This is a genomic window from Nocardiopsis flavescens, from assembly GCF_900141985.1.
In the GTDB taxonomy this organism is placed as follows: domain Bacteria; phylum Actinomycetota; class Actinomycetes; order Streptosporangiales; family Streptosporangiaceae; genus Nocardiopsis; species Nocardiopsis flavescens.
On sequence record NZ_FQZK01000001.1, the window covers coordinates 429,004 to 446,083 of the forward strand.

Below are 17,080 nucleotides of genomic sequence, written 5' to 3' on the forward strand. Positions count from 1 at the left end.
CGCGGGTCAGACCACCCGGAAGTTCGCCATCATCATCATGTCCTCGTGTTCGAGGTTGTGGCAGTGATAGACGTACTTGCCGGGCTCTCCGCTGAAGGTCGCGATGATCTCGGCCTCCTCCTCCGACCCCAGGTCGACGGTGTCCTTCCAGCCCGCGTCGTAGGGGCCGGGGTCGCCGCCGTTGCGGGACAGCACCTGGAAGCGGACCAGGTGGAGGTGGACCGGGTGGTGGACGTTGGTGGTGACGCGCCAGATCTCGGTGGAGCCCTCGGGCACCTCGATGCCGTCCGACTCGGGGTCGAACACCTCCCCGTTGATGGTCCACATGTTGGGGCCGGCGCCGTGGGGGTTGCGGGCCTCCCGGGCGAAGCGGACGCGCTGGGTCCGCCCGGCCTCGCCGCGGGTGAGCGGCCGGAAGTCGGACAGGGTCGGCGGGATCTCCGAGTCGTCCTCGGCGGGCCCGGTGACGCGGAAGCGCATCACCTCGGCGGTGCCGCCCTCGCCGAACCGGTTGGCCAGGACGACCTCGTCGCCGGCGCCGTAGCCGGAGAAGTCGACGACGACGTCGAAGCGCTCGGCCGGGGCGATCTCGATGTGCTCGTGGCCCAGCGGCGCCCCCAGCAGACCGCCGTCGCTGCCCACCTGGGTGAAGGCGTCCCCCCGGGCGGGCGGCGGGTCCAGCGCCAGGTCGTAGCGGCGGGCGTTGGAGGCGTTGAGCAGGCGCAGGCGGTACCGGACGGCGGCGACCTCCATGTAGGGCCAGGGCGCGCCGTTGACCAGGATCGCGTCGCCCAGCACCCCGGACATGTACCGGTTCTCGACCCCGGGCTCCCCGGCCAGGTCGGAGGACAGGGCCGGGTAGAGGAGTTCGCCGTTCTCCCCGAAGGCGCGGTCGCAGATCATCAGCGGGACGTCGCGCTCGCCCCGGGGCAGCGGCAGGGCCTCCTCCTCGTCGTCGTGGACGATGTGGAAGCCGGCCAGGCCGCGGTAGACCTGCGGCCCGGTGAAGTCCATGCGGTGGTCGTGGTACCACAGGGTCGCCGCGGGCTGGTCCATCGGGTACTCGTAGACGCGCGACCCCTCGCTGACGTCGCCCCCGGGGAGCCCGCCGTCCCAGCCCGCCGCGGGCAGCACCAGGTCGGTGGGGTACCCGTCGTGCTGGGGCGCGGTCTTGGCGCCGTGCAGGTGCACCGCGACGGGGACGGGCAGCTCGTTGCGGTGCTCGACGACGGTCCGGCGGCCGGTGCGCGAGACGATGGTCGGCCCCGGGAAGACGCCCTCGTACCCCCACACGTCGCTGGTCAGGCCGGGGAGGATCTCCATCTTCCCGGGCCGCTGGGTGATGACGTAGTAGTCCTCGCCGCCGTCGGTGGACCGCGGCTCCAGCACCGGCGGCACCGGGAGCGGGACCGTGCCGGGCTCGGGCAGCTCGGCCGTGCTGGTCAGCAGGCGGCCGGTGCTCCCCTCGGTCTGGTTGTCGCCGCCGTCGCCGCCTCCCCCGTTCCCGGAGCAGGAGGACGCCGCGCCCGCCAGGAGCGGGGCGGCCACCGCCCCGGCCGCCAGTCGCAGGGTGTCGCGTCGGGTGATGCCCATGCTCACTTCCTCGCTGTGTCGGGTCGCGCGGCCGGGGGTGGGCGGCGCGCTTACGGGTGAGGGTAGGGAGGCGGCACCGCCCGGGGCGTCGCACCCGGGTCGTCAGCGGCCCTGCGACCCCGGGTGTACGGGGGCGGCGCCCACTACATCGGGAGCATGAGGGGCGTGCCCCTCCTCCCGCAGCCGCAGGACGGCGCGGTCGAAGGCCTCCCGGTCGTCGCCGGGCCCCCGGCGGCGGGCGGGGAGCAGCGGCAGGACGGCGGCGCGCCCCGCGAGCACCGCCGGGTGGCGGCGGGCGAGGGTGCTCAGCCCCTGCCCCGGACCGGCCTCCACCAGGAGGGCGTCCCGGTCGGCGAGAAGGCGGTCCAGGGCGGGCCAGAACAGCACCGGCTCGGCGGGCTGGGCGGCCCAGAACCGGGGGTCGCGGGCGTGGCCGGCGGTCAGGGGCGCGCCCAGGCGCGCGGAGTAGACGGGGATGCGCGGGGCCCGCAGGGGCACGCCCTCCCACGCGCGGTGGGCCTCGGCGACGAAGGGCGCCATGACGGGGCTGTGGAAGGCCTGGCGGGAGCGGGCCTCCCGGCAGGTGATCCCGGCGCCGGCCAGGTCGGCCCGCACCCGGGCCAGCTCCGCGGCGGGCCCGGCCAGCAGTGTCTGGCGGGGGGCGTTGACCGCCCCCACGACGACCTCGCCGCGCAGGTAGGGCTCCAGTTCGGCGGCCGAGGCCGCCACGGCGAGCATCGACCCGGCGGGGCTGGCCGCCAGGGTGTCCATCCGGTCGAGCATGAGCTCCACGCCGTCGGCGAGGTCGAGGACCCCGGCCAGGGTGGCGGCGACCATCTCGCCCACGCTGTGCCCGATGAGGGCGCCGGGGCGCACGCCCAGCTCCAGCAGGGAGCGGCCCAGGGCGCAGCCCACCGCGTAGAGCAGGGGCTGGGCCCGGGTGACGTCGTCGAAGCGGGCGTCGGCGGCGCCGCCGCGGCCCAGCCAGTCCGAGCGCAGTTCCCTGCCCCGGGGGCCCAGGCGCGCGAACACCTCGTCCATGGTCGCGGTGAAGGCCGCGTCGCGGCCGTAGAGCCCGGCGGCCATGGCCACGTGCTGGGCCCCCTGGCCGGGGAACATCAGGGCAACGGACCGGGTCATCGCCGGTCACCTCCTCGGTCGTCGGTACGGGACGGCATCAGCAGGAGCAGGGGCCACAGCAGCAGGCAGGCGGCGGCCCCGCAGGCGGTGACGGCCGCGGCGGCCTCCCGGGAGGGCGCCGCGCCGAGCGCGGCGAAGTAGAGCCCGCCCAGGACGGCGACGCCCAGCGCCGCCCCGACCTGCTTGAACGTGGTGAAGACCCCGGCGGCGGCGCCGGAGTCGGCTTCGGGCAGGGCGGCCAGGACCAGGTCCAGGACGGGGGCGCTCACCAGGCCCATCCCCACCCCCACCAGTGCCAGCAGCGCCATGGTGGGCAGCGGCGGCGGGGCGGGCAGGGCCGCGGTGAGCGCGGCCAGGGCCGCCAGCCCCGCGGCCATCAGGACGCCGCCCGCCATGAGGACGCGGCGGCCCCGGCGGCGCGCCCACGCGATGGCGGGGCGGGAGGCCGCCGCGGTGCCCAGGGCCCACGGCGAGACGACCAGGCCGGTCAGCGCCGGGGACATCCCCGCCCCGTTCTGCAGGTGCAGGACGAAGACGAGGAAGAAGCCGCCGACCAGGGCGGCCGTCACCACGGTCACCAGCAGCCCGGTGGTGAAGACCCGGTCGGCGAACAGCGCCACCGGGACCAGGGGGAGCCCGCCCCGGCGCTCGCGCCGCCGCTCGGCGGCGGCGAAGAGGGCGGCGGCGGCCGGCGCGGCGGCCAGCGCCGCCCAGGAGTGCCACGGCCAGCCGTTCTCGGCCCCGCCCAGGAGCGGGTGGAGCAGCAGGAGCAGGCAGGCGGTGGCCAGCAGCAGCCCGAGCGGGTCGAGGCCGCCCCCGGTGCGCTCGCGCCGGTCCGGCAGGAGCGTGCCGCCGGCCAGGACGGCCAGGCCCAGCAGGGCCTGGGCGGCGGGGATGGCCCGCCACCCCGCGTCGAGGGGGGTGAACTGGACCAGGACCCCGCCCAGGACGGGGCCGCCCACGGTGGCCAGGCCGATCACCGCGGAGTAGGCGCCCAGCGCGGCGCCCCGGCGCCCGTCGGGCACCACCGCGCGCATCACCGCCAGGACCTGGGGGCCCACGACGGCGGCGGACGCCCCCTGGAGGACCCGGGCGGCGACCAGCACGCCGGGGCCGGGCGCGAGCGCGGCCAGCAGGGAGGCGGCGGCGAACCCGGCGGCGCCCGCCAGGAACACGCGGCGCCGCCCCAGCAGGTCGCCCAGGCGGCCCCCGGTGATGAGCAGCAGCGCGAAGGGCAGCGTGTACCCGGCGAGGATCCACTGGGCCAGGGCGGGGCCGGCGTCGAACCCGCGCTGGATGGCGGGGACCGCGACGTTGACCGCGGTCACCCCGGCCTGGGTGAGGAACGCGGCGGTCAGGACGGTGGCCAGGACCGGCCCGGTGCGCGGCCCGGCCGCGACCGCGGTGCTCACGGCACCGGGACCAGGGCCACGGCGGCGGCGTCGGCCAGGAGCGCGGCGAACGCGCACAGCGTGCGCCGGGTGTGCCACGCGCGCCAGGGCTCGCGGGGGTCCGCCCAGTCCGGCGGCAGGGCGTCGGGGTCGACCGCGTTGACCCGGCGGTTGAGGGGCACGTTCCCGAACTGGGAGATGAGCTGCACCCCCACGAGCCCGGCCAGGGCGGTCCCGAAGAGCACCCGGGCGAGCGTGTCGGGGGCCAGCACGACCATGGCGAGGTTGGCGGCCGCCGCGGCGGTGACGACCAGCGGCATCACCGGGTGGTACCCCTCGCCGAGCCTGCGGTGCAGGCGGATGTAGTCGGGTGTGCGCAGCGCCCCGACCGCGGGCAGGACGCTGGCCGAGACGGCGAAGAACACCCCGGCGACGAGACCGCTGCCGATCACGGCGACGGTTCCCGGGACTAGTACGAGCATGGGCCCGCCCCCTTCGGTGGTTGCCTTGCGCAGACCACTAACCCATGCGCCCTTCGACCGCCCCTGGGGCGGGTGTCGAGGATCCCTCGTGCCCCGTCTTGCGTGCATTTAAGAGGATTCGACCCGGCTCTGCGAGCCTCATCGGGACCGCCCCTGCTCCGGTGGTCGCGACCCCGTAGACCTCCGCGCAAGAGGCGAGGACATGCACCGAACACTCATCGTCGCCCGGATGGACCCCTCCGACGCCGACAACGTCGCCCGGGTCTTCGCCGACTCGGACGCGACCGACCTGCCCCACCTCATCGGCGTGGACCGGCGCACCCTGCTGCGGTTCCACGACCTCTACTTCCACCTGGTGGAAGCCGACGAGAACATCACCGGCAACCTCTACCGGGCCCGGTCCCACCCCCTCTACGAGGACGTCCACCGGCGGCTGGCGCAGTACATCAGCCCCTACGACCCGGCCTGGAGCGAGCCCAAGGACGCCATGGCCGAGGTCTTCTACTCGTGGACCCCCGACGGCCGGTAGGCGGCGGGGCCCCGCGCCCCCGTCCCGGCCGCACCAGGCATTCGACGACAAGCCAGAGCACAGAAACAAGGAGGTGCCCATGACCGCCGCCCCGGTGGTGAAGGTCTCCGAGAGGGACGTCCCGGCCGACCGCAGACGCGGTGGCGAGGTCCGGGTCCTGCTCAGCCCCAGAACGGTCGGATCCACCTCCGGCTTCGGGGGGACCCTGGTCCTGGACCCGCAGGAGTACGTGTGCGAGCACACCCACCCCTACTCCGAGGAGTTCGTGTACGTGGTGAGCGGCGCCGTGGTCCTGCGCATCGGCGACGAGGAGGTGGAGATGGCCGCCGGCGACGCGGCCGTCGTCCCCGTCGGCGAGCGCCACCGCATCCGCAACCCCGGGTCCGGCCCCGCGCGCGCCGTGTTCCACCTGGGCCCGCTGGCCCCGCGCCCCGAGCTGGGCCACGTGGACCTCGAAGAGCTCCCGGCGCCCGGCACGGGCCCGGCCTCCCGGGTGGGGGGAGCCCGATGAGCGGGCGCCGCGTCGCCGTCACCGGCATCGGGGTCATCGCCCCGGGCGGGGTCGGCCGCGACGCCTTCTGGGAGTGCATCACCGCGGGCCGCACCGCCACCCGCGCCATCACCTTCTTCGACACCGACGGCTTCCGCTGCCGCATCGCCGCCGAGGCCGACTTCGACCCCGTGGCCGCCGGGCTCACCCCCCAGGAGGTCCGGCGCATGGACCGGGCCACCCAGTTCGGGGTGGTCACCGCCGGGGAGGCCCTGCGCGACAGCGGCCTGTCCCCCGCCGACCTGCGCCCCGAGCGCACCGCCGTCACCGTCGGCAACGCCGTCGGGTGCACCATGGGCCTGGAGCGGGAGTACACCGTGGTCAGCGACGGCGGCCGCAAGTGGCTCGTCGACCACGAGTACGCCGTCCCGCACATCTACGACTACTTCACCCCCTCCTCCATGGCCCGCGAGGTCGCCTGGGCCACCGGCGCCGAGGGCCCCGCCGCGGTCGTCTCCTCCGGCTGCACCTCGGGCATCGACGCCCTGGGCTACGCGGCCGAGCAGATCCTCGACGGGCGCGCCGACGTGGTGATGGCCGGGTCCACCGAGGCCCCCATCTCCCCCATCACCGTCGCCTGCTTCGACGCGATCCGCGCCACCTCCACCACCAACGACGACCCGGCGCAGGCCTGCCGCCCCTTCGACAACGACCGCAACGGCCTGGTCCTGGGCGAGGGCGCGGCGATGTTCGTCCTGGAGGAGGCCTCGGCCGCCCGGCGGCGCGGCGCCCGCGTCTACTGCGAGATCGGCGGCTACGCCACCCGCGCCAACGCCTTCCACATGACCGGCCTCAAGCCCGACGGCCGCGAGATGGCCGAGGCCATCCGGGTCGCCCTGGACCGCGCCCGCGTGGCCCCCCAGGACGTGGACTACGTCAACGCCCACGGCTCGGGCACCCGGCAGAACGACCGGCACGAGACCGCCGCCGTCAAGGCCAGCCTGGGCGAGCACGCCCGGCGCACCCCCATGAGCGGGATCAAGTCCATGGTCGGCCACTCCCTGGGCGCCATCGGCTCCATCGAGATCGCCGCGTGCGCGCTCGCGATCGACAACGACGTCGTCCCGCCCACCGCCAACCTGCACACCCCCGACCCCGAGTGCGACCTGGACTACGTGCCCCTGACCGCCCGCGAGCACCGCACCGACGTCGCCCTGTCGGTGGGCAGCGGGTTCGGCGGGTTCCAGAGCGCCATCGTCGTGACCGCCCCCCGGGGAGGTGCCGCGTGAACGAGGCGCGCGTGACCGGCATGGGGGTCGTCGCCCCCAACGGCATCGGCACCAAGTCCTACTGGGAGGCGGTCCTGGAGGGGCGCGGCGGCATCGGCCGCATCGGCCGCTTCGACCACACCCCCTACCCCGTGACCCTGGCCGGCGAGGTCGACGGCTTCGAGCCCGCCGAGCACGTCTCCAGCCGGCTTCTGGTGGAGACCTCCACCATGAGCCACCTGGCGTTCGCCGCCGCCGCCGAGGCGCTGGCCGACGCGGGCGCCGACACGGCGGCGCTGGACGAGTACGGGCTCGGCGTCATCACCGCCAACAGCACCGGCGGCGTGGAGTTCGGCCAGCGCGAGCTGGAGAACCTCTGGAGCAACGGCCCCGAGCACATGAGCGCCTACATGTCGATCGCGTGGTTCTACGCGGCGACCAGCGGCCAGCTCTCCATCCGGCACAAGCTGCGCGGCCACTGCGGGGTGGTGGTGGCCGACCAGGCCGGCGGCCTCGACGCCATCGGCCAGGGCCGCCGCGCCCTGTCCGGGGACCAGGGCCTGGTCCTGGTCGGCGGCACCGAGTCGCCCATGTCCCCGGCCGGCCTGGTCTCCCAGATCCCCACCGGCCGCCTGAGCACCCGCAGCGACCCCGACCGGGCGTTCCTGCCCTTCGACGCCAACGCCACGGGGGCCGTCACCGGCGAGGGCGGGGCCATCCTCGTCCTGGAGAGCCCAGGACACGCCCGCGGGCGCGGCGCCGCCCAGGACCACGGCGCGGTCATCGGCCACGCCTCGACCTTCGACCCCCGGCCCGGGAGCGGGCGCCCGCCCGCCCTCGAACAGGCACTGCGGGCGGCCCTGGACGACGCCGGGGTCGCCCCCGGCGAGGTGGGCGCGGTCTTCGCCGACGCCGCCGGGCTGCCCGGGCCCGACCTGGAGGAGGCCCGCGCCATCACCGCGGTGTTCGGCCCCCGCGGGGTCCCCGTCACCGCGCCCAAGGCCCTGGTGGGGCGGCTCTCGGCGGGCGCGGGCCCGCTGGACGCCGTCACCGCCCTGCTGGCCTGCCGCGACCGGGTCATCCCGGCCACGCCCAACGTCACCGAACTCGCCCGGGGCTGTGAGATCGACCTGGTCACGGGAGAACCGCGCGCGGCGGACCCGCGCATCGCCGTGGTGCTGGGCCGCGGCCACGGGGGCTTCAACTCCGCCCTCGTGGTCCGCGGACCCCGGGACCCGGCCCGCAGCAGCGTCTCAGGAGGTTAACGATGGCACTTTTCGACGCCGACGCCTTCCGTCGGGTCACACGGGCGTCCGTGGGGGTCGACGACGGGGTGGACCTGGACGGCGACATCCTCGACACCCCCTTCACCGACCTGGGCTACGACTCCCTGGCCGTGCTGGAGATCGCCAACAAGGTCGAGAAGGAGTTCGACGTGGGCCTGCCCGAGGACAAGGTGGGCGAGCTGGACACCCCCCGCGCCTTCATCGACTACGTCAACGGGCGGATCGGGGTGGCGCCGTGAGCGCCCGCACCGAGGCCTCCGTGGTCATCGACGCGCCCCTGGACCTGGTCTGGGACATGACCAACGACGTCGGGTCCTGGACGGAGCTGTTCACCGAGTACGCCGAGGCGGAGGTCCTCGAACGCGACGGCGACACCGTCCGGTTCCGGCTGGCCCTGCACCCCGACGAGTCGGGCAAGGTCTGGAGCTGGGTCTCGGAGCGCACCCCCGACCGCGCCTCGCGCACGGTCCGGGCGCGCCGCGTCGAGACCGGGCCCTTCGAGTTCATGCACATCTTCTGGGAGTACACGCCCGTGGAGGGCGGCGTGGAGATGCGCTGGGTCCAGGAGTTCCACGTCAAGGACGAGATGCCCTTCGACGACGAGGCCATGGCCGCGCACATCGCCAAGAACACCTCCGAGCAGATGCCCCACATCAAGGAACGGGTCGAGCAGGCCGCCCGGCGCGCGAACACGCCGTCGTGAGCACCGTCCCGGGGCCGGGCCGACCGGCCCCGGGACGGCCTCCGCCGGCTCCGACTGGAGTTGAGCATGTCCTGGATTCTTCTGCCGATCGCCCTGGCGGGCAACGGCCTGGTGGCCGGGGGCATGATGATCGCCTTCCTGGGCGGCGCCCCCCTGCTGCTGCGCCTGCCCAAGGAGCAGTACGTGCCGGTGCACCGCTTCCTGGTCTCCAGGTTCGACCCGTTCATGCCCGTCTGCCTCATCACCGCCCTGATCGCGGACCTGGCGCTGGTCGCCACCGCGCCGGAGGCGCCCGTGCGCGCCCTGGCCGGCACCGCCGCCGCCCTGCTCGTCGCCGCCATCGCCGTCTCCCTGACCAAGAACGTCCCCATCAACCGCTGGGTGGCCGCCCTGGACCCCGACGACCTGCCCCCGGACTGGGAGTCGGTCGACCCCCGGCGCCGGTGGCGGGACTGGAACGCGGTGCGCACCGGCCTGGCCGCCGCCGCACTGCTCGTCAACTCCCTGGCCCTGTCCGCGGCCCTGGCCGCCCTGTGACCCCCCGAACCCGCGACCACGACGAGGAACCCATGAACGCATCCCTGTCCGGCAAGAAGGCCCTGGTGACCGGCGGCTCCCGCGGCATCGGCCGCGCCGTCGCCCTCACCCTGGCCCGCGCCGGCGCCGACGTGACCGTCTGCCACCTGACCGAGAACGAGGCCGCCCTCACCCTGGCCCGGGAGCTCAAGGACGTCCCCGGCGACCACCGCGTCGTCCGCGTCGACGTCCGCGACCGGGACCAGGTGCGGGAGCTGGTCGAGGACTGCCGCACCCGCGGCGGCCTCGACGTCGTCGTCAACAACGCGGGCGTCATCAGCCACGTCCCCTTCGGCGACCTCGGCGAGGACGAGTGGCACCGCATCATCGACACCCACCTCACCGGGGCCTTCCTGGTCACGCAGCTCGCCCTGCCGCTGCTGGGCCCGGGCTCCTCGGTGGTCAACATCGGCTCGCGCGCCGCCATGGTCGGCATCCCCACCCGCTCCCACTACACGGCCGCCAAGGCCGGGCTGACGGGCTTCTCCCGCTCCCTGTGCAAGGAGCTGGGCGGCCGGGGCGTGCGCGTCAACGTCGTGGACCCCGGCGTCATCGAGACCGAGGCGGCCTCGGCGATGCCCCCCGAGCGCTACGCGCGGCTGCGCGAGCGCTACGAGGAGCTGACCTCGCTGGGGCGCCTGGGCGAGCCCGACGAGGTCGCCGACGTCGTCCTGTTCCTGGCGAGCGACCTCTCCCGCTACGTCACCGGGGCCTCGATCCCCGTCGACGGCGGCATCTGACATGGCACCCCACCGAGAGAAAGGACGCGACGTGTTCCGCGTACTCCTGCGTTTCGAGCTCAACCCCGGCATGGAGAAGGGGTTCGAGGACACCTGGCTGTCCATCGGGCGCGTGATCACCGACCACCCCGCCAACCTGGGCCAGTGGCTGCTGCGCGACTCCGCCGAGGAGAGCGTCTACTACGTCGTCAGCGACTGGGTGGACGAGGAGCGGTTCCGCGAGTTCGAGCACAGCGACGCCCACGTGGAGCACCGCACCAAGCTGCACCCCTTCCGCAGGGGCGGGGCGATGCACACCATGACGGTCGTCCACGAGCTCGCCGGGACGTCCCGGTGAGCGGCCGGGCCCGGGTCCTGATCTGGCACCGGGCCCCCGCCGAGGGGCCCGGCGCGGTCGCCGAGGCCTACCGGTCCATCAGCGGGGACCTGGCGGGCACCCCCGGGCTGCTCGGCAACGAGCTGCTGGCCTCGCTCACCGACGAGGGGAGCCTGCTCGTGATGAGCGAGTGGGAGAGCCTCGACGCCTTCCGGGCGTGGGAGGGCGGCTCCGGCCACCGCTCCGCCACCTCGCCCCTGCGGCCCTTCCAGGACCGCGGACGCGACCGCTTCTTCGAGGTCTACCGGGTCGAAGCGGCCTTCTAGGGGTGGTCGGCGTGAGGTCCCCCGACGCCCGCGCCCGCCGGCGGCCCGTCCCCCGGTGGGCGCGGGCGGCCCTGGACCGGCTCGGCCGGTCCCTGGCCGCCTACGGCCGGCTGTACTTCCCCGTCCCCCCGGCGGCGGGACCGGAACGGGGCCCGCGCCCGCCTGGACCGGACGTGGAACCCGACGAACAGTGCGAGGAGGAGCGGACGTGACCGTGACCGCACCCACCACCACCGACTGGCTGGCGTGCCCCGGCTGCACGGCCCTGGTGTACCGCAAGAGGTTCCGGCGCGCGCTGGGGGTCTGCCCCGAGTGCGGGCACCACTCCCGTGTGGGGGCCGCCGAGCGGACGGCCCAGCTGCTCGACGAGGGGTCGCGGGTCCCCGTCGACCTGCCCTCGCCGCCGGAGGACCCGCTGGAGTTCACCGACCTGCGCCCCTACGCCGAGCGGCTGCGGGAGGCGCGCCGCAGCACCGGCATGGAGGACGCCCTGCTGCTGTCGACCGGCACCGTCCGGGGCCGGCCCGTCGTCCTGTGCGTCCTGGACTTCTCCTTCATGGGCGGCAGCCTGGGCACCGCGATGGGCGAGGGCATCGCCCGCGCCGCCGACCTGGCGCTGGAGACCCGCACGCCCCTGGTCCTGGTCACCGCCTCCGGGGGCGCCCGGATGCAGGAGGGCATCCTCTCCCTGCTCCAGATGGCCAAGACCGCCCAGGCCCTGGCCGCGCTGGACCGGGCCGGGGTGCTCACCGTGTCGCTGGTCACCGACCCCACCTTCGGCGGGGTGGCGGCGTCGTTCGCGACCCTGGCCGACGTCATCGTCGCCGAGCCCGGGGCCCGCATGGGCTTCGCCGGCCCCCGGGTGATCGCCCAGACCCTGGGGCGCGAGCTGCCCGAGGGCTTCCAGACCGCCGAGTTCCTGCTGTCCAAGGGGATGGTGGACGACGTGCGCCCCCGCTCGGAGCTGCGCGCGGTCCTGGCCGGGCTGCTGGGCGGCGGCGAGCCCGCGCCGCCGCCCCCGGACGGCCCCGCCCCGCTGCTGCGCGACCCGGCCGGGCTGCCCGAGCGCGACGCCTGGGAGTCGGTGGGCATCGCCCGCCACGAGGACCGCCCCACCACCCTGGACTACGTCCACCGCGTCCTCGACGGGTTCCACGAGCTGCACGGCGACCGCATCGCCGGGGACTGCCCGGCCATCGTCGGCGGCATGGGCTCGCTGGACGGGCGCACCGTCATGGTGATCGGCCACCAGAAGGGCCACACCACCCGCGAGCGCGTCGCCCGCAACTTCGGGATGCCCACCCCCGACGGCTACCGCAAGGCCGCCCGGCTGATGCGGCTCGCCGCCAAGCTGGGCATCCCGGTCCTCACCCTCGTCGACACCCCCGGCGCCTACCCCGGCCCCGAGGCGGAGGAGCGCGGCCAGGCCGTGGCCATCGCCGAGAGCATCCGGCTGATGTCCCAGCTGCCCGTCCCCACCGTCAGCGTCGTGACCGGCGAGGGCGGCAGCGGCGGCGCCCTGGCCCTGGGCGTCGCCGACCGGGTGCTGTGCCTGTCCTCGGCCGTCTACTCCGTGATCAGCCCCGAGGGGTGCGCCGCGATCCTGTGGCGGGACGGGGCCATGGCCCGCCAGGCCGCCTCCGCCCTGCGCCTGGACGCCCGCGAGCTCCTGCGCATGGGCGCGGTGGACGCGGTCGTCCCCGAACCCGGCGCGGGCGCCCACACCGACCCGGCCGCCGCGGCCCGGGCCCTGCACGGCGCCCTGCGGGCGGCCCTGGCCGAACTGGCCGGGTCCACCCCGTCGGAACTCCTGGAACGCCGCAGACGGCGCTTCCGCGACATCGGACACAACCAGATCAGGAGGTCGGCGCGATGACCGAACGCGGACACGAGGACACCGGGACCGCGGTGGCGCGCATGTGCGAGGAGGCGGCGGCCCTGCTGGGCGCCGCCGGGGGCCGGCTGGCCCGGCTGCGGGTGGTCTCCGGCGACACCGAGGTCGAGCTGGAGTGGGCCCCGCCCGCCCCGGCCGCCCCGCCCGCCCACGACGCCCCGGCCGCGGCCCCCGCCGCCCTGGAGCACCCCGGGGCCCACCACGTCGCCTCCCCCATGGTCGGCACCTTCTACCACGCGCCCGAGCCCGGGGCGGCCCCCTTCGTCGTCCCCGGCGACCTCGTGGAGAAGGGCGCCCGGATCGGGATCCTCGAAGCCATGAAGCTCATGAACCCCGTCGAGTCGGACGTGCGCGGCCGGGTCGTGGAGATCCTCGTCTCCGACGGCGAGTCCGTCGACTACGGGCGCCCCCTCGTCGCGGTCCTGCCCGAGAACCCCTGAGCGGCGAGGAGAAGACGTGCTCAAGAGCATCCTCATCGCCAACCGGGGCGAGATCGCCCTGCGCGTGGCCCGCACCTGCCGCGAGATGGGCATCCGCACCGTCGCCGCCTGCTCCAGCGCCGACCGCGACTCGGCGGTGGCCCGGTTCGCCGACGAGACCGTCGTCATCGGCCCCGCCGCCCCGCGCCGCAGCTACCTCAACATCCCCGCCGTCATCGAGGCCGCCCTGATGAGCGGCGCCGAGGGGGTCCACCCCGGGTACGGGTTCCTGTCGGAGGACCCCGACTTCGCCGAGGTCTGCCAGGCCCACGGCCTGACCTTCGTCGGCCCGCCCGCCGAGGTGATGACCCGCCTGGGCGACAAGGCGGGGACCCGCACCATCATGGCCGCCGCCGGGCTGCCCACCGTCCCGGGCAGCACCGGAGCCGTCCCCGACGAGGCGACCGCCCGCGAGGTGGCCGCCGCCGTGGGGTACCCGGTGATCGTCAAGGCCGTGGCGGGCGGCGGCGGCCGGGGCATGCGGGTCGTGCACGCCCCCGAGGACCTCGCCGACGCCTTCCGCGAGTGCGTGGCCTCGGCCCGGGCGGTCTTCGGCGACGGCCGCGTCTACCTGGAGCGGTTCGTGGAGCCGGCCCGCCACGTGGAGGTGCAGGTGCTGTGCGACCGGCACGGCGGTGGCGTCCACCTGGGCGCCCGCGACTGCTCCGTGCAGCGGCGCCACCAGAAGCTCGTCGAGGAGACGCCCCCGCCCGGGCTGCCCGCGCCGCTCGTGGAGCGCATGTGCGAGGCGGCGGTGCGCGGCGCCCTGGCGGTCGGCTTCACCGGCGCCGGCACGTTCGAGTTCCTGGTCAGCGGCGACGAGTTCTTCTTCATCGAGATCAACTGCCGCATCCAGGTGGAGCACCCCGTCACCGAGATGGTCACCGGCGTCGACCTGGTGCGCGAGCAGATCAACGTCGCCGCCGGCCTGCCCCTGGACACCGCCCCGGTGCGGATGCGGGGGGCCGCCCTGGAGTGCCGGGTCAACGCCGAGGACCCCCGCCGCGGCTTCGCCCCCACCCCCGGCACGCTCACCGAGTTCGAGCCGCCCGGCGGCCCGTTCACCCGGGTCGACACCCACGCCCGGCCGGGGTGGACCGTCACCCCCGACTACGACTCGCTGCTGGCCAAGGTCGTGGTGTGGGCGCCCGACCGGGCAGGGGCGATCGCCCGCATGGACCGGGCACTGAGCGAGTTCCGCGTCGGCGGCCCGGGCGTGCGCACCACCGTGGGCGTGCTCCGCGAGGTCCTGGCCGACCCCCGTTTCGCGTCCGCCTCGCACGACACGTCGCTGCTGGACGGCCTGCTGCCCTGACCGGGCGGCACGAAAAAGTGAAAGGAGTGCCCCCGTGCTCTTCACGGGACTGTTCGTGGCCGGGACCGGCCACCGGCTGGCACCGCCGCTGCGGGTCGAGGAGGCGGTGGCCCGCGGCCTGTGCGCCAGCACCGCCGTGTGGCGCACCGGCATCGAGGCGGTGCGCGTGTCCCAGGGCGCGTCGGGGCCCGAGATGGCCGCCGAGGCGGCGCGCGGGGCCCTGCGCATGGCCGGGGCCTCCCGCGCCGACCTGACCCTGCACGCGTCCACCTACCACCAGGGCCACGACATGTGGGCCCCCGCCTCCTACGTCCAGCGGGTCGCCCTGGGCGCCGGGAGCGGCCCGGCGTTCGAGGTGCGCCAGATGTCCAACGGCGGGATGGCCGCCCTGGAGCTGGCCGCCGGCCACCTGCTGGCCGACCCCGCCCGCACGACCGCACTGGTCACCACCGGCGACCGGTTCTGCCCGCCCGGGTTCGACCGGTGGACCACCGACCCCGGGACCCTGTACGCCGACGGGGGCACCGCCCTGGTGCTCTCCACCCGGGACGGGTTCGCCCGCGTCCTGGCCGCGGCCACCGTCTCCGACCCCGGCCTGGAGGGCATGCAGCGCGGGCGCCGCCCCTTCGGCGCCGCCCCCCTGGAGCACGGCTCCCCCGTCGACGTGGAGTCGGCGCGCCGCGCGTTCGTGTCCGAGCACGGCCTGGACGGCGTCCTGGAGCGCATCGACGCCGGACAGGACCGGGTCGTGGACCTCGTGCTGGAGGAGGCCGGGCTCAAGCTCGGCGACCTGGACCGGTTCGTGCTGCCCCACCTGGGCAGGGCCCGGATGCGGGCGCACTTCTTCGACCGCTTCGGCATCGCCCCGCAGGCCTCCACCTGGGAGTGGGGGCGCGGCGTGGGCCACCTGGGCGCCGGGGACCAGTGCGCGGGGCTGCACCACCTGGTGACCACCGGCGGCCTGGCCCCCGGGCAGCGCTGCCTGCTGGTCGGGGTCGGCGCCGGGTTCACCTGGTCGGCCGCCGTGGTCGAGCTGCTGCGCACCCCCGCCGCCGGGGAGGAGCGGTGAGCGCCCCCGCGAAGACGTTCTTCGGCTACCCGCGCTGGTTCGGCACCCTGTTCGTCGTCGACATGTGGGAGCGGTTCAGCTTCTACGGCCTGCTCGCCATCCTCTACCTGTACCTGGTCGCCGCCCCCGCCGAGGGCGGCCTGGGCATGGGCGCCCAGGACGCGGCCGCCCTGCTCGGCATCTACATGGCCCTGGTGTTCATGGCCTCCCTGCCGGGCGGCTGGGTCTCGGACCGGATCCTGGGTCCCCGCCGGGCCACCCTGTGGGGCGGCGCGGCCATCGCCTGCGGGCACACCGTGCTGGCCGTGCCCTGGGACCTGTCGCTCTACCCCGGCCTGGGCCTGGTGGTGGTCGGGACCGGCCTGGTCAAGCCCAGCATGGCCGCCATGGTGGGGCGGATGTTCGAGGGCCGGCCCGAGCGGCGCGAGGCGGCGTTCTCGGTGTTCTACGTGAGCATCCAGGTGAGCGCCCTGTTCGCCCCGCTGGTCACCGGGTACGCCGCCGAGCGCATCGACTGGCACCTGGGGTTCGGGCTGGCGGCCGTGGGCATGGCGGTGGGCCTGGTCCACTACGTGGTGGGCCTGCGCGGCCTGGGCGATGTCGGGGCCCGCCCCGGAGACCCGCTGCCGCCCGGCCGGGGCCGCGCCGTGGCCGGGCGGGTGCTGCTGTGGGGCGGCGCGCCCCTGGCCGTGCTCGCCGCACTGACCGCGACCGGTGTCCTGTCGGCGCGCCACGTCCTGATGCTCGTGGGCGTAGGGGTGCTGGTGGTCCCCGTGGTGTACTGCACGCGGCTGATCCGCGGACGGCGCGAGGGCGGGGAGCGCGTCCGCCTGGGCGCCTTCGTGTGGATGCTGGTGGCGTCCGCGGTCTTCTGGATGCTCTTCGCCCAGGGCCCGGCGCTGCTCAACCTGTTCGCCCTGGAGTCGGTGGACCGCTCGGTCGGCGGGTTCGAGGTCCCCGCCAGCTGGTTCCAGTCGGCCCAGCCGCTGTTCCTGCTGCTGCTGGCCCCGCTGTTCGCGGCGCTGTGGATCCGGATGGGCGCCCGGGTGGGCCCGGCCGCCAAGTTCGCCGTGGGCCTGCTGTTCGGCGGGGCGGCCTTCGCGCTGATGGCCCGGGCCGCCCTGGGCGCCGAGTCCGCCCCCGTCTCCCCGTGGTGGCTGCTGGCCGTCTACCTGCTGCTGGTCGTGGGCGAGCTGGCGGTCGCGCCGGTGGGCCTGAGCCTGGCCTCCCAGGTGGCGCCGCGCGGCCTGGACGGCCAGGTCCTGGGCGCCTTCTGGCTGTTCGCCGCGACCGGGGCGGCCCTGGGCGGGCAGTTCGCCCGCCTGTCCTCGGTCGTGGGCGAGACCTTCTACTACCTGGGGCTGGGCGCGGCCGGACTGGTCGTCGCCCTGGCCCTGGCCATGGCCCGCCGCGGCCTGGAGACACGCCTGTCCGCCGGGAGCGCGGCGGCGGCCCCCGTCGAGAGTGCCAACTGAGAGGAGAG

At 75.5% G+C, this 17,080-nt stretch carries 20 protein-coding genes; 16 read left to right on the plus strand and 4 right to left on the minus strand.

Going from position 1 to position 17,080, the window contains the following annotated elements:
* Positions 1 to 6: 6 nt before the first annotated feature.
* The 4 genes from BUE45_RS01995 to BUE45_RS02010 form a co-directional block, all read right to left on the minus strand.
* A complete protein-coding gene (locus BUE45_RS01995; RefSeq protein WP_178378423.1) occupies positions 7 to 1,593 on the minus strand; it encodes a multicopper oxidase family protein in 1,587 nt (528 codons plus the stop codon).
* Positions 1,594 to 1,695: 102 nt separating this feature from the next.
* Entirely contained in the window at positions 1,696 to 2,733 is a 1,038-nt protein-coding gene (locus tag BUE45_RS02000; RefSeq protein ID WP_245832703.1) for an acyltransferase domain-containing protein, read from the minus strand.
* Positions 2,730 to 4,145: an MFS transporter gene (locus BUE45_RS02005; protein WP_073374277.1), complete on the minus strand. Its 1,416-nt coding sequence runs from the start codon at positions 4,143 to 4,145 to the stop codon at positions 2,730 to 2,732. The genes BUE45_RS02000 and BUE45_RS02005 overlap by 4 nt, the downstream gene beginning before the upstream one ends.
* On the minus strand, positions 4,142 to 4,606 hold the full coding sequence (locus tag BUE45_RS02010; protein WP_073374279.1) for an anthrone oxygenase family protein: 465 nt from the start codon (positions 4,604 to 4,606) through the stop codon (positions 4,142 to 4,144). The genes BUE45_RS02005 and BUE45_RS02010 overlap by 4 nt, the downstream gene beginning before the upstream one ends.
* Positions 4,607 to 4,808: 202 nt before the next feature.
* On the opposite strand from BUE45_RS02010, the gene BUE45_RS02015 reads away from it, so the two are divergent.
* The 16 genes from BUE45_RS02015 to BUE45_RS02090 all read left to right on the plus strand — a co-directional run bounded on the left by BUE45_RS02015 (position 4,809) and on the right by BUE45_RS02090 (position 17,072).
* Positions 4,809 to 5,135, plus strand: a complete 327-nt coding sequence (locus BUE45_RS02015) for a TcmI family type II polyketide cyclase (RefSeq protein WP_073374281.1) — start codon at positions 4,809 to 4,811, stop codon at positions 5,133 to 5,135.
* A 79-nt stretch (positions 5,136 to 5,214) separates the two neighbouring features.
* Positions 5,215 to 5,646 carry a cupin domain-containing protein gene (locus BUE45_RS02020; protein ID WP_073374283.1) on the plus strand — a complete coding sequence of 144 codons (432 nt, stop codon included), beginning with the start codon at positions 5,215 to 5,217 and terminating at the stop codon, positions 5,644 to 5,646.
* Complete coding sequence (locus BUE45_RS02025) at positions 5,643 to 6,914, plus strand: beta-ketoacyl-[acyl-carrier-protein] synthase family protein (RefSeq protein ID WP_073374285.1); 1,272 nt, start codon at positions 5,643 to 5,645, stop codon at positions 6,912 to 6,914. Before BUE45_RS02020 ends, BUE45_RS02025 begins: the two co-directional genes overlap by 4 nt.
* Positions 6,911 to 8,158 carry a beta-ketoacyl synthase N-terminal-like domain-containing protein gene (locus BUE45_RS02030; protein WP_084736767.1) on the plus strand — a complete coding sequence of 416 codons (1,248 nt, stop codon included), beginning with the start codon at positions 6,911 to 6,913 and terminating at the stop codon, positions 8,156 to 8,158. The genes BUE45_RS02025 and BUE45_RS02030 overlap by 4 nt, the downstream gene beginning before the upstream one ends.
* A 2-nt stretch (positions 8,159 to 8,160) precedes the next feature.
* On the plus strand, positions 8,161 to 8,418 hold the full coding sequence (locus BUE45_RS02035; protein ID WP_073374287.1) for an acyl carrier protein: 258 nt from the start codon (positions 8,161 to 8,163) through the stop codon (positions 8,416 to 8,418).
* Positions 8,415 to 8,882 (plus strand): SRPBCC family protein, encoded by a 468-nt coding sequence (locus BUE45_RS02040; protein ID WP_073374288.1) that lies wholly within the window; start codon positions 8,415 to 8,417, stop codon positions 8,880 to 8,882. The genes BUE45_RS02035 and BUE45_RS02040 overlap by 4 nt, the downstream gene beginning before the upstream one ends.
* 66 nt (positions 8,883 to 8,948) lie before the next feature.
* Positions 8,949 to 9,419 (plus strand): anthrone oxygenase family protein, encoded by a 471-nt coding sequence (locus BUE45_RS02045; protein WP_073374290.1) that lies wholly within the window; start codon positions 8,949 to 8,951, stop codon positions 9,417 to 9,419.
* A 32-nt stretch (positions 9,420 to 9,451) separates the two neighbouring features.
* Positions 9,452 to 10,198 carry an SDR family NAD(P)-dependent oxidoreductase gene (locus BUE45_RS02050; protein WP_073374292.1) on the plus strand — a complete coding sequence of 249 codons (747 nt, stop codon included), beginning with the start codon at positions 9,452 to 9,454 and terminating at the stop codon, positions 10,196 to 10,198.
* Between the two features lie 31 nt (positions 10,199 to 10,229).
* On the plus strand, positions 10,230 to 10,535 hold the full coding sequence (locus tag BUE45_RS02055) for an antibiotic biosynthesis monooxygenase family protein (RefSeq protein WP_245832705.1): 306 nt from the start codon (positions 10,230 to 10,232) through the stop codon (positions 10,533 to 10,535).
* Positions 10,532 to 10,840 carry an antibiotic biosynthesis monooxygenase family protein gene (locus BUE45_RS02060; RefSeq protein ID WP_073374295.1) on the plus strand — a complete coding sequence of 103 codons (309 nt, stop codon included), beginning with the start codon at positions 10,532 to 10,534 and terminating at the stop codon, positions 10,838 to 10,840. Before BUE45_RS02055 ends, BUE45_RS02060 begins: the two co-directional genes overlap by 4 nt.
* 11 nt (positions 10,841 to 10,851) lie before the next feature.
* Positions 10,852 to 11,052, plus strand: a complete 201-nt coding sequence (locus tag BUE45_RS02065; RefSeq protein ID WP_143173233.1) for a hypothetical protein — start codon at positions 10,852 to 10,854, stop codon at positions 11,050 to 11,052.
* Positions 11,049 to 12,716 carry an acetyl-CoA carboxylase carboxyltransferase subunit alpha gene (locus tag BUE45_RS02070; RefSeq protein WP_073374299.1) on the plus strand — a complete coding sequence of 556 codons (1,668 nt, stop codon included), beginning with the start codon at positions 11,049 to 11,051 and terminating at the stop codon, positions 12,714 to 12,716. The genes BUE45_RS02065 and BUE45_RS02070 overlap by 4 nt, the downstream gene beginning before the upstream one ends.
* Positions 12,713 to 13,174, plus strand: a complete 462-nt coding sequence (locus BUE45_RS02075; protein WP_073374301.1) for an acetyl-CoA carboxylase biotin carboxyl carrier protein — start codon at positions 12,713 to 12,715, stop codon at positions 13,172 to 13,174. Before BUE45_RS02070 ends, BUE45_RS02075 begins: the two co-directional genes overlap by 4 nt.
* 16 nt (positions 13,175 to 13,190) lie before the next feature.
* A complete protein-coding gene (locus BUE45_RS02080) occupies positions 13,191 to 14,528 on the plus strand; it encodes an acetyl-CoA carboxylase biotin carboxylase subunit (RefSeq protein ID WP_073374303.1) in 1,338 nt (445 codons plus the stop codon).
* Positions 14,529 to 14,562: 34 nt separating this feature from the next.
* Positions 14,563 to 15,597, plus strand: a complete 1,035-nt coding sequence (locus tag BUE45_RS02085) for a ketoacyl-ACP synthase III family protein (protein ID WP_073374305.1) — start codon at positions 14,563 to 14,565, stop codon at positions 15,595 to 15,597.
* Positions 15,594 to 17,072, plus strand: a complete 1,479-nt coding sequence (locus BUE45_RS02090; RefSeq protein ID WP_073374307.1) for a peptide MFS transporter — start codon at positions 15,594 to 15,596, stop codon at positions 17,070 to 17,072. The genes BUE45_RS02085 and BUE45_RS02090 overlap by 4 nt, the downstream gene beginning before the upstream one ends.
* Positions 17,073 to 17,080 lie beyond the last annotated feature (8 nt).

What these genes read in the sequence shown, in the direction of transcription:
- BUE45_RS01995 (WP_178378423.1), bottom strand. Translation starts at nt 1,593, where the DNA reads ATGGGCATCACCCGACGCGACACCCTGCGACTGGCGGCCGGGGCGGTG.
- BUE45_RS02000 (WP_245832703.1), bottom strand. Translation starts at nt 2,733, where the DNA reads ATGACCCGGTCCGTTGCCCTGATGTTCCCCGGCCAGGGGGCCCAGCAC.
- BUE45_RS02010 (WP_073374279.1), bottom strand. Translation starts at nt 4,606, where the DNA reads ATGCTCGTACTAGTCCCGGGAACCGTCGCCGTGATCGGCAGCGGTCTC.
- BUE45_RS02015 (WP_073374281.1), top strand. Translation starts at nt 4,809, where the DNA reads ATGCACCGAACACTCATCGTCGCCCGGATGGACCCCTCCGACGCCGAC.
- BUE45_RS02020 (WP_073374283.1), top strand. Translation starts at nt 5,215, where the DNA reads ATGACCGCCGCCCCGGTGGTGAAGGTCTCCGAGAGGGACGTCCCGGCC.
- BUE45_RS02025 (WP_073374285.1), top strand. Translation starts at nt 5,643, where the DNA reads ATGAGCGGGCGCCGCGTCGCCGTCACCGGCATCGGGGTCATCGCCCCG.
- BUE45_RS02035 (WP_073374287.1), top strand. Translation starts at nt 8,161, where the DNA reads ATGGCACTTTTCGACGCCGACGCCTTCCGTCGGGTCACACGGGCGTCC.
- BUE45_RS02045 (WP_073374290.1), top strand. Translation starts at nt 8,949, where the DNA reads ATGTCCTGGATTCTTCTGCCGATCGCCCTGGCGGGCAACGGCCTGGTG.
- BUE45_RS02050 (WP_073374292.1), top strand. Translation starts at nt 9,452, where the DNA reads ATGAACGCATCCCTGTCCGGCAAGAAGGCCCTGGTGACCGGCGGCTCC.
- BUE45_RS02075 (WP_073374301.1), top strand. Translation starts at nt 12,713, where the DNA reads ATGACCGAACGCGGACACGAGGACACCGGGACCGCGGTGGCGCGCATG.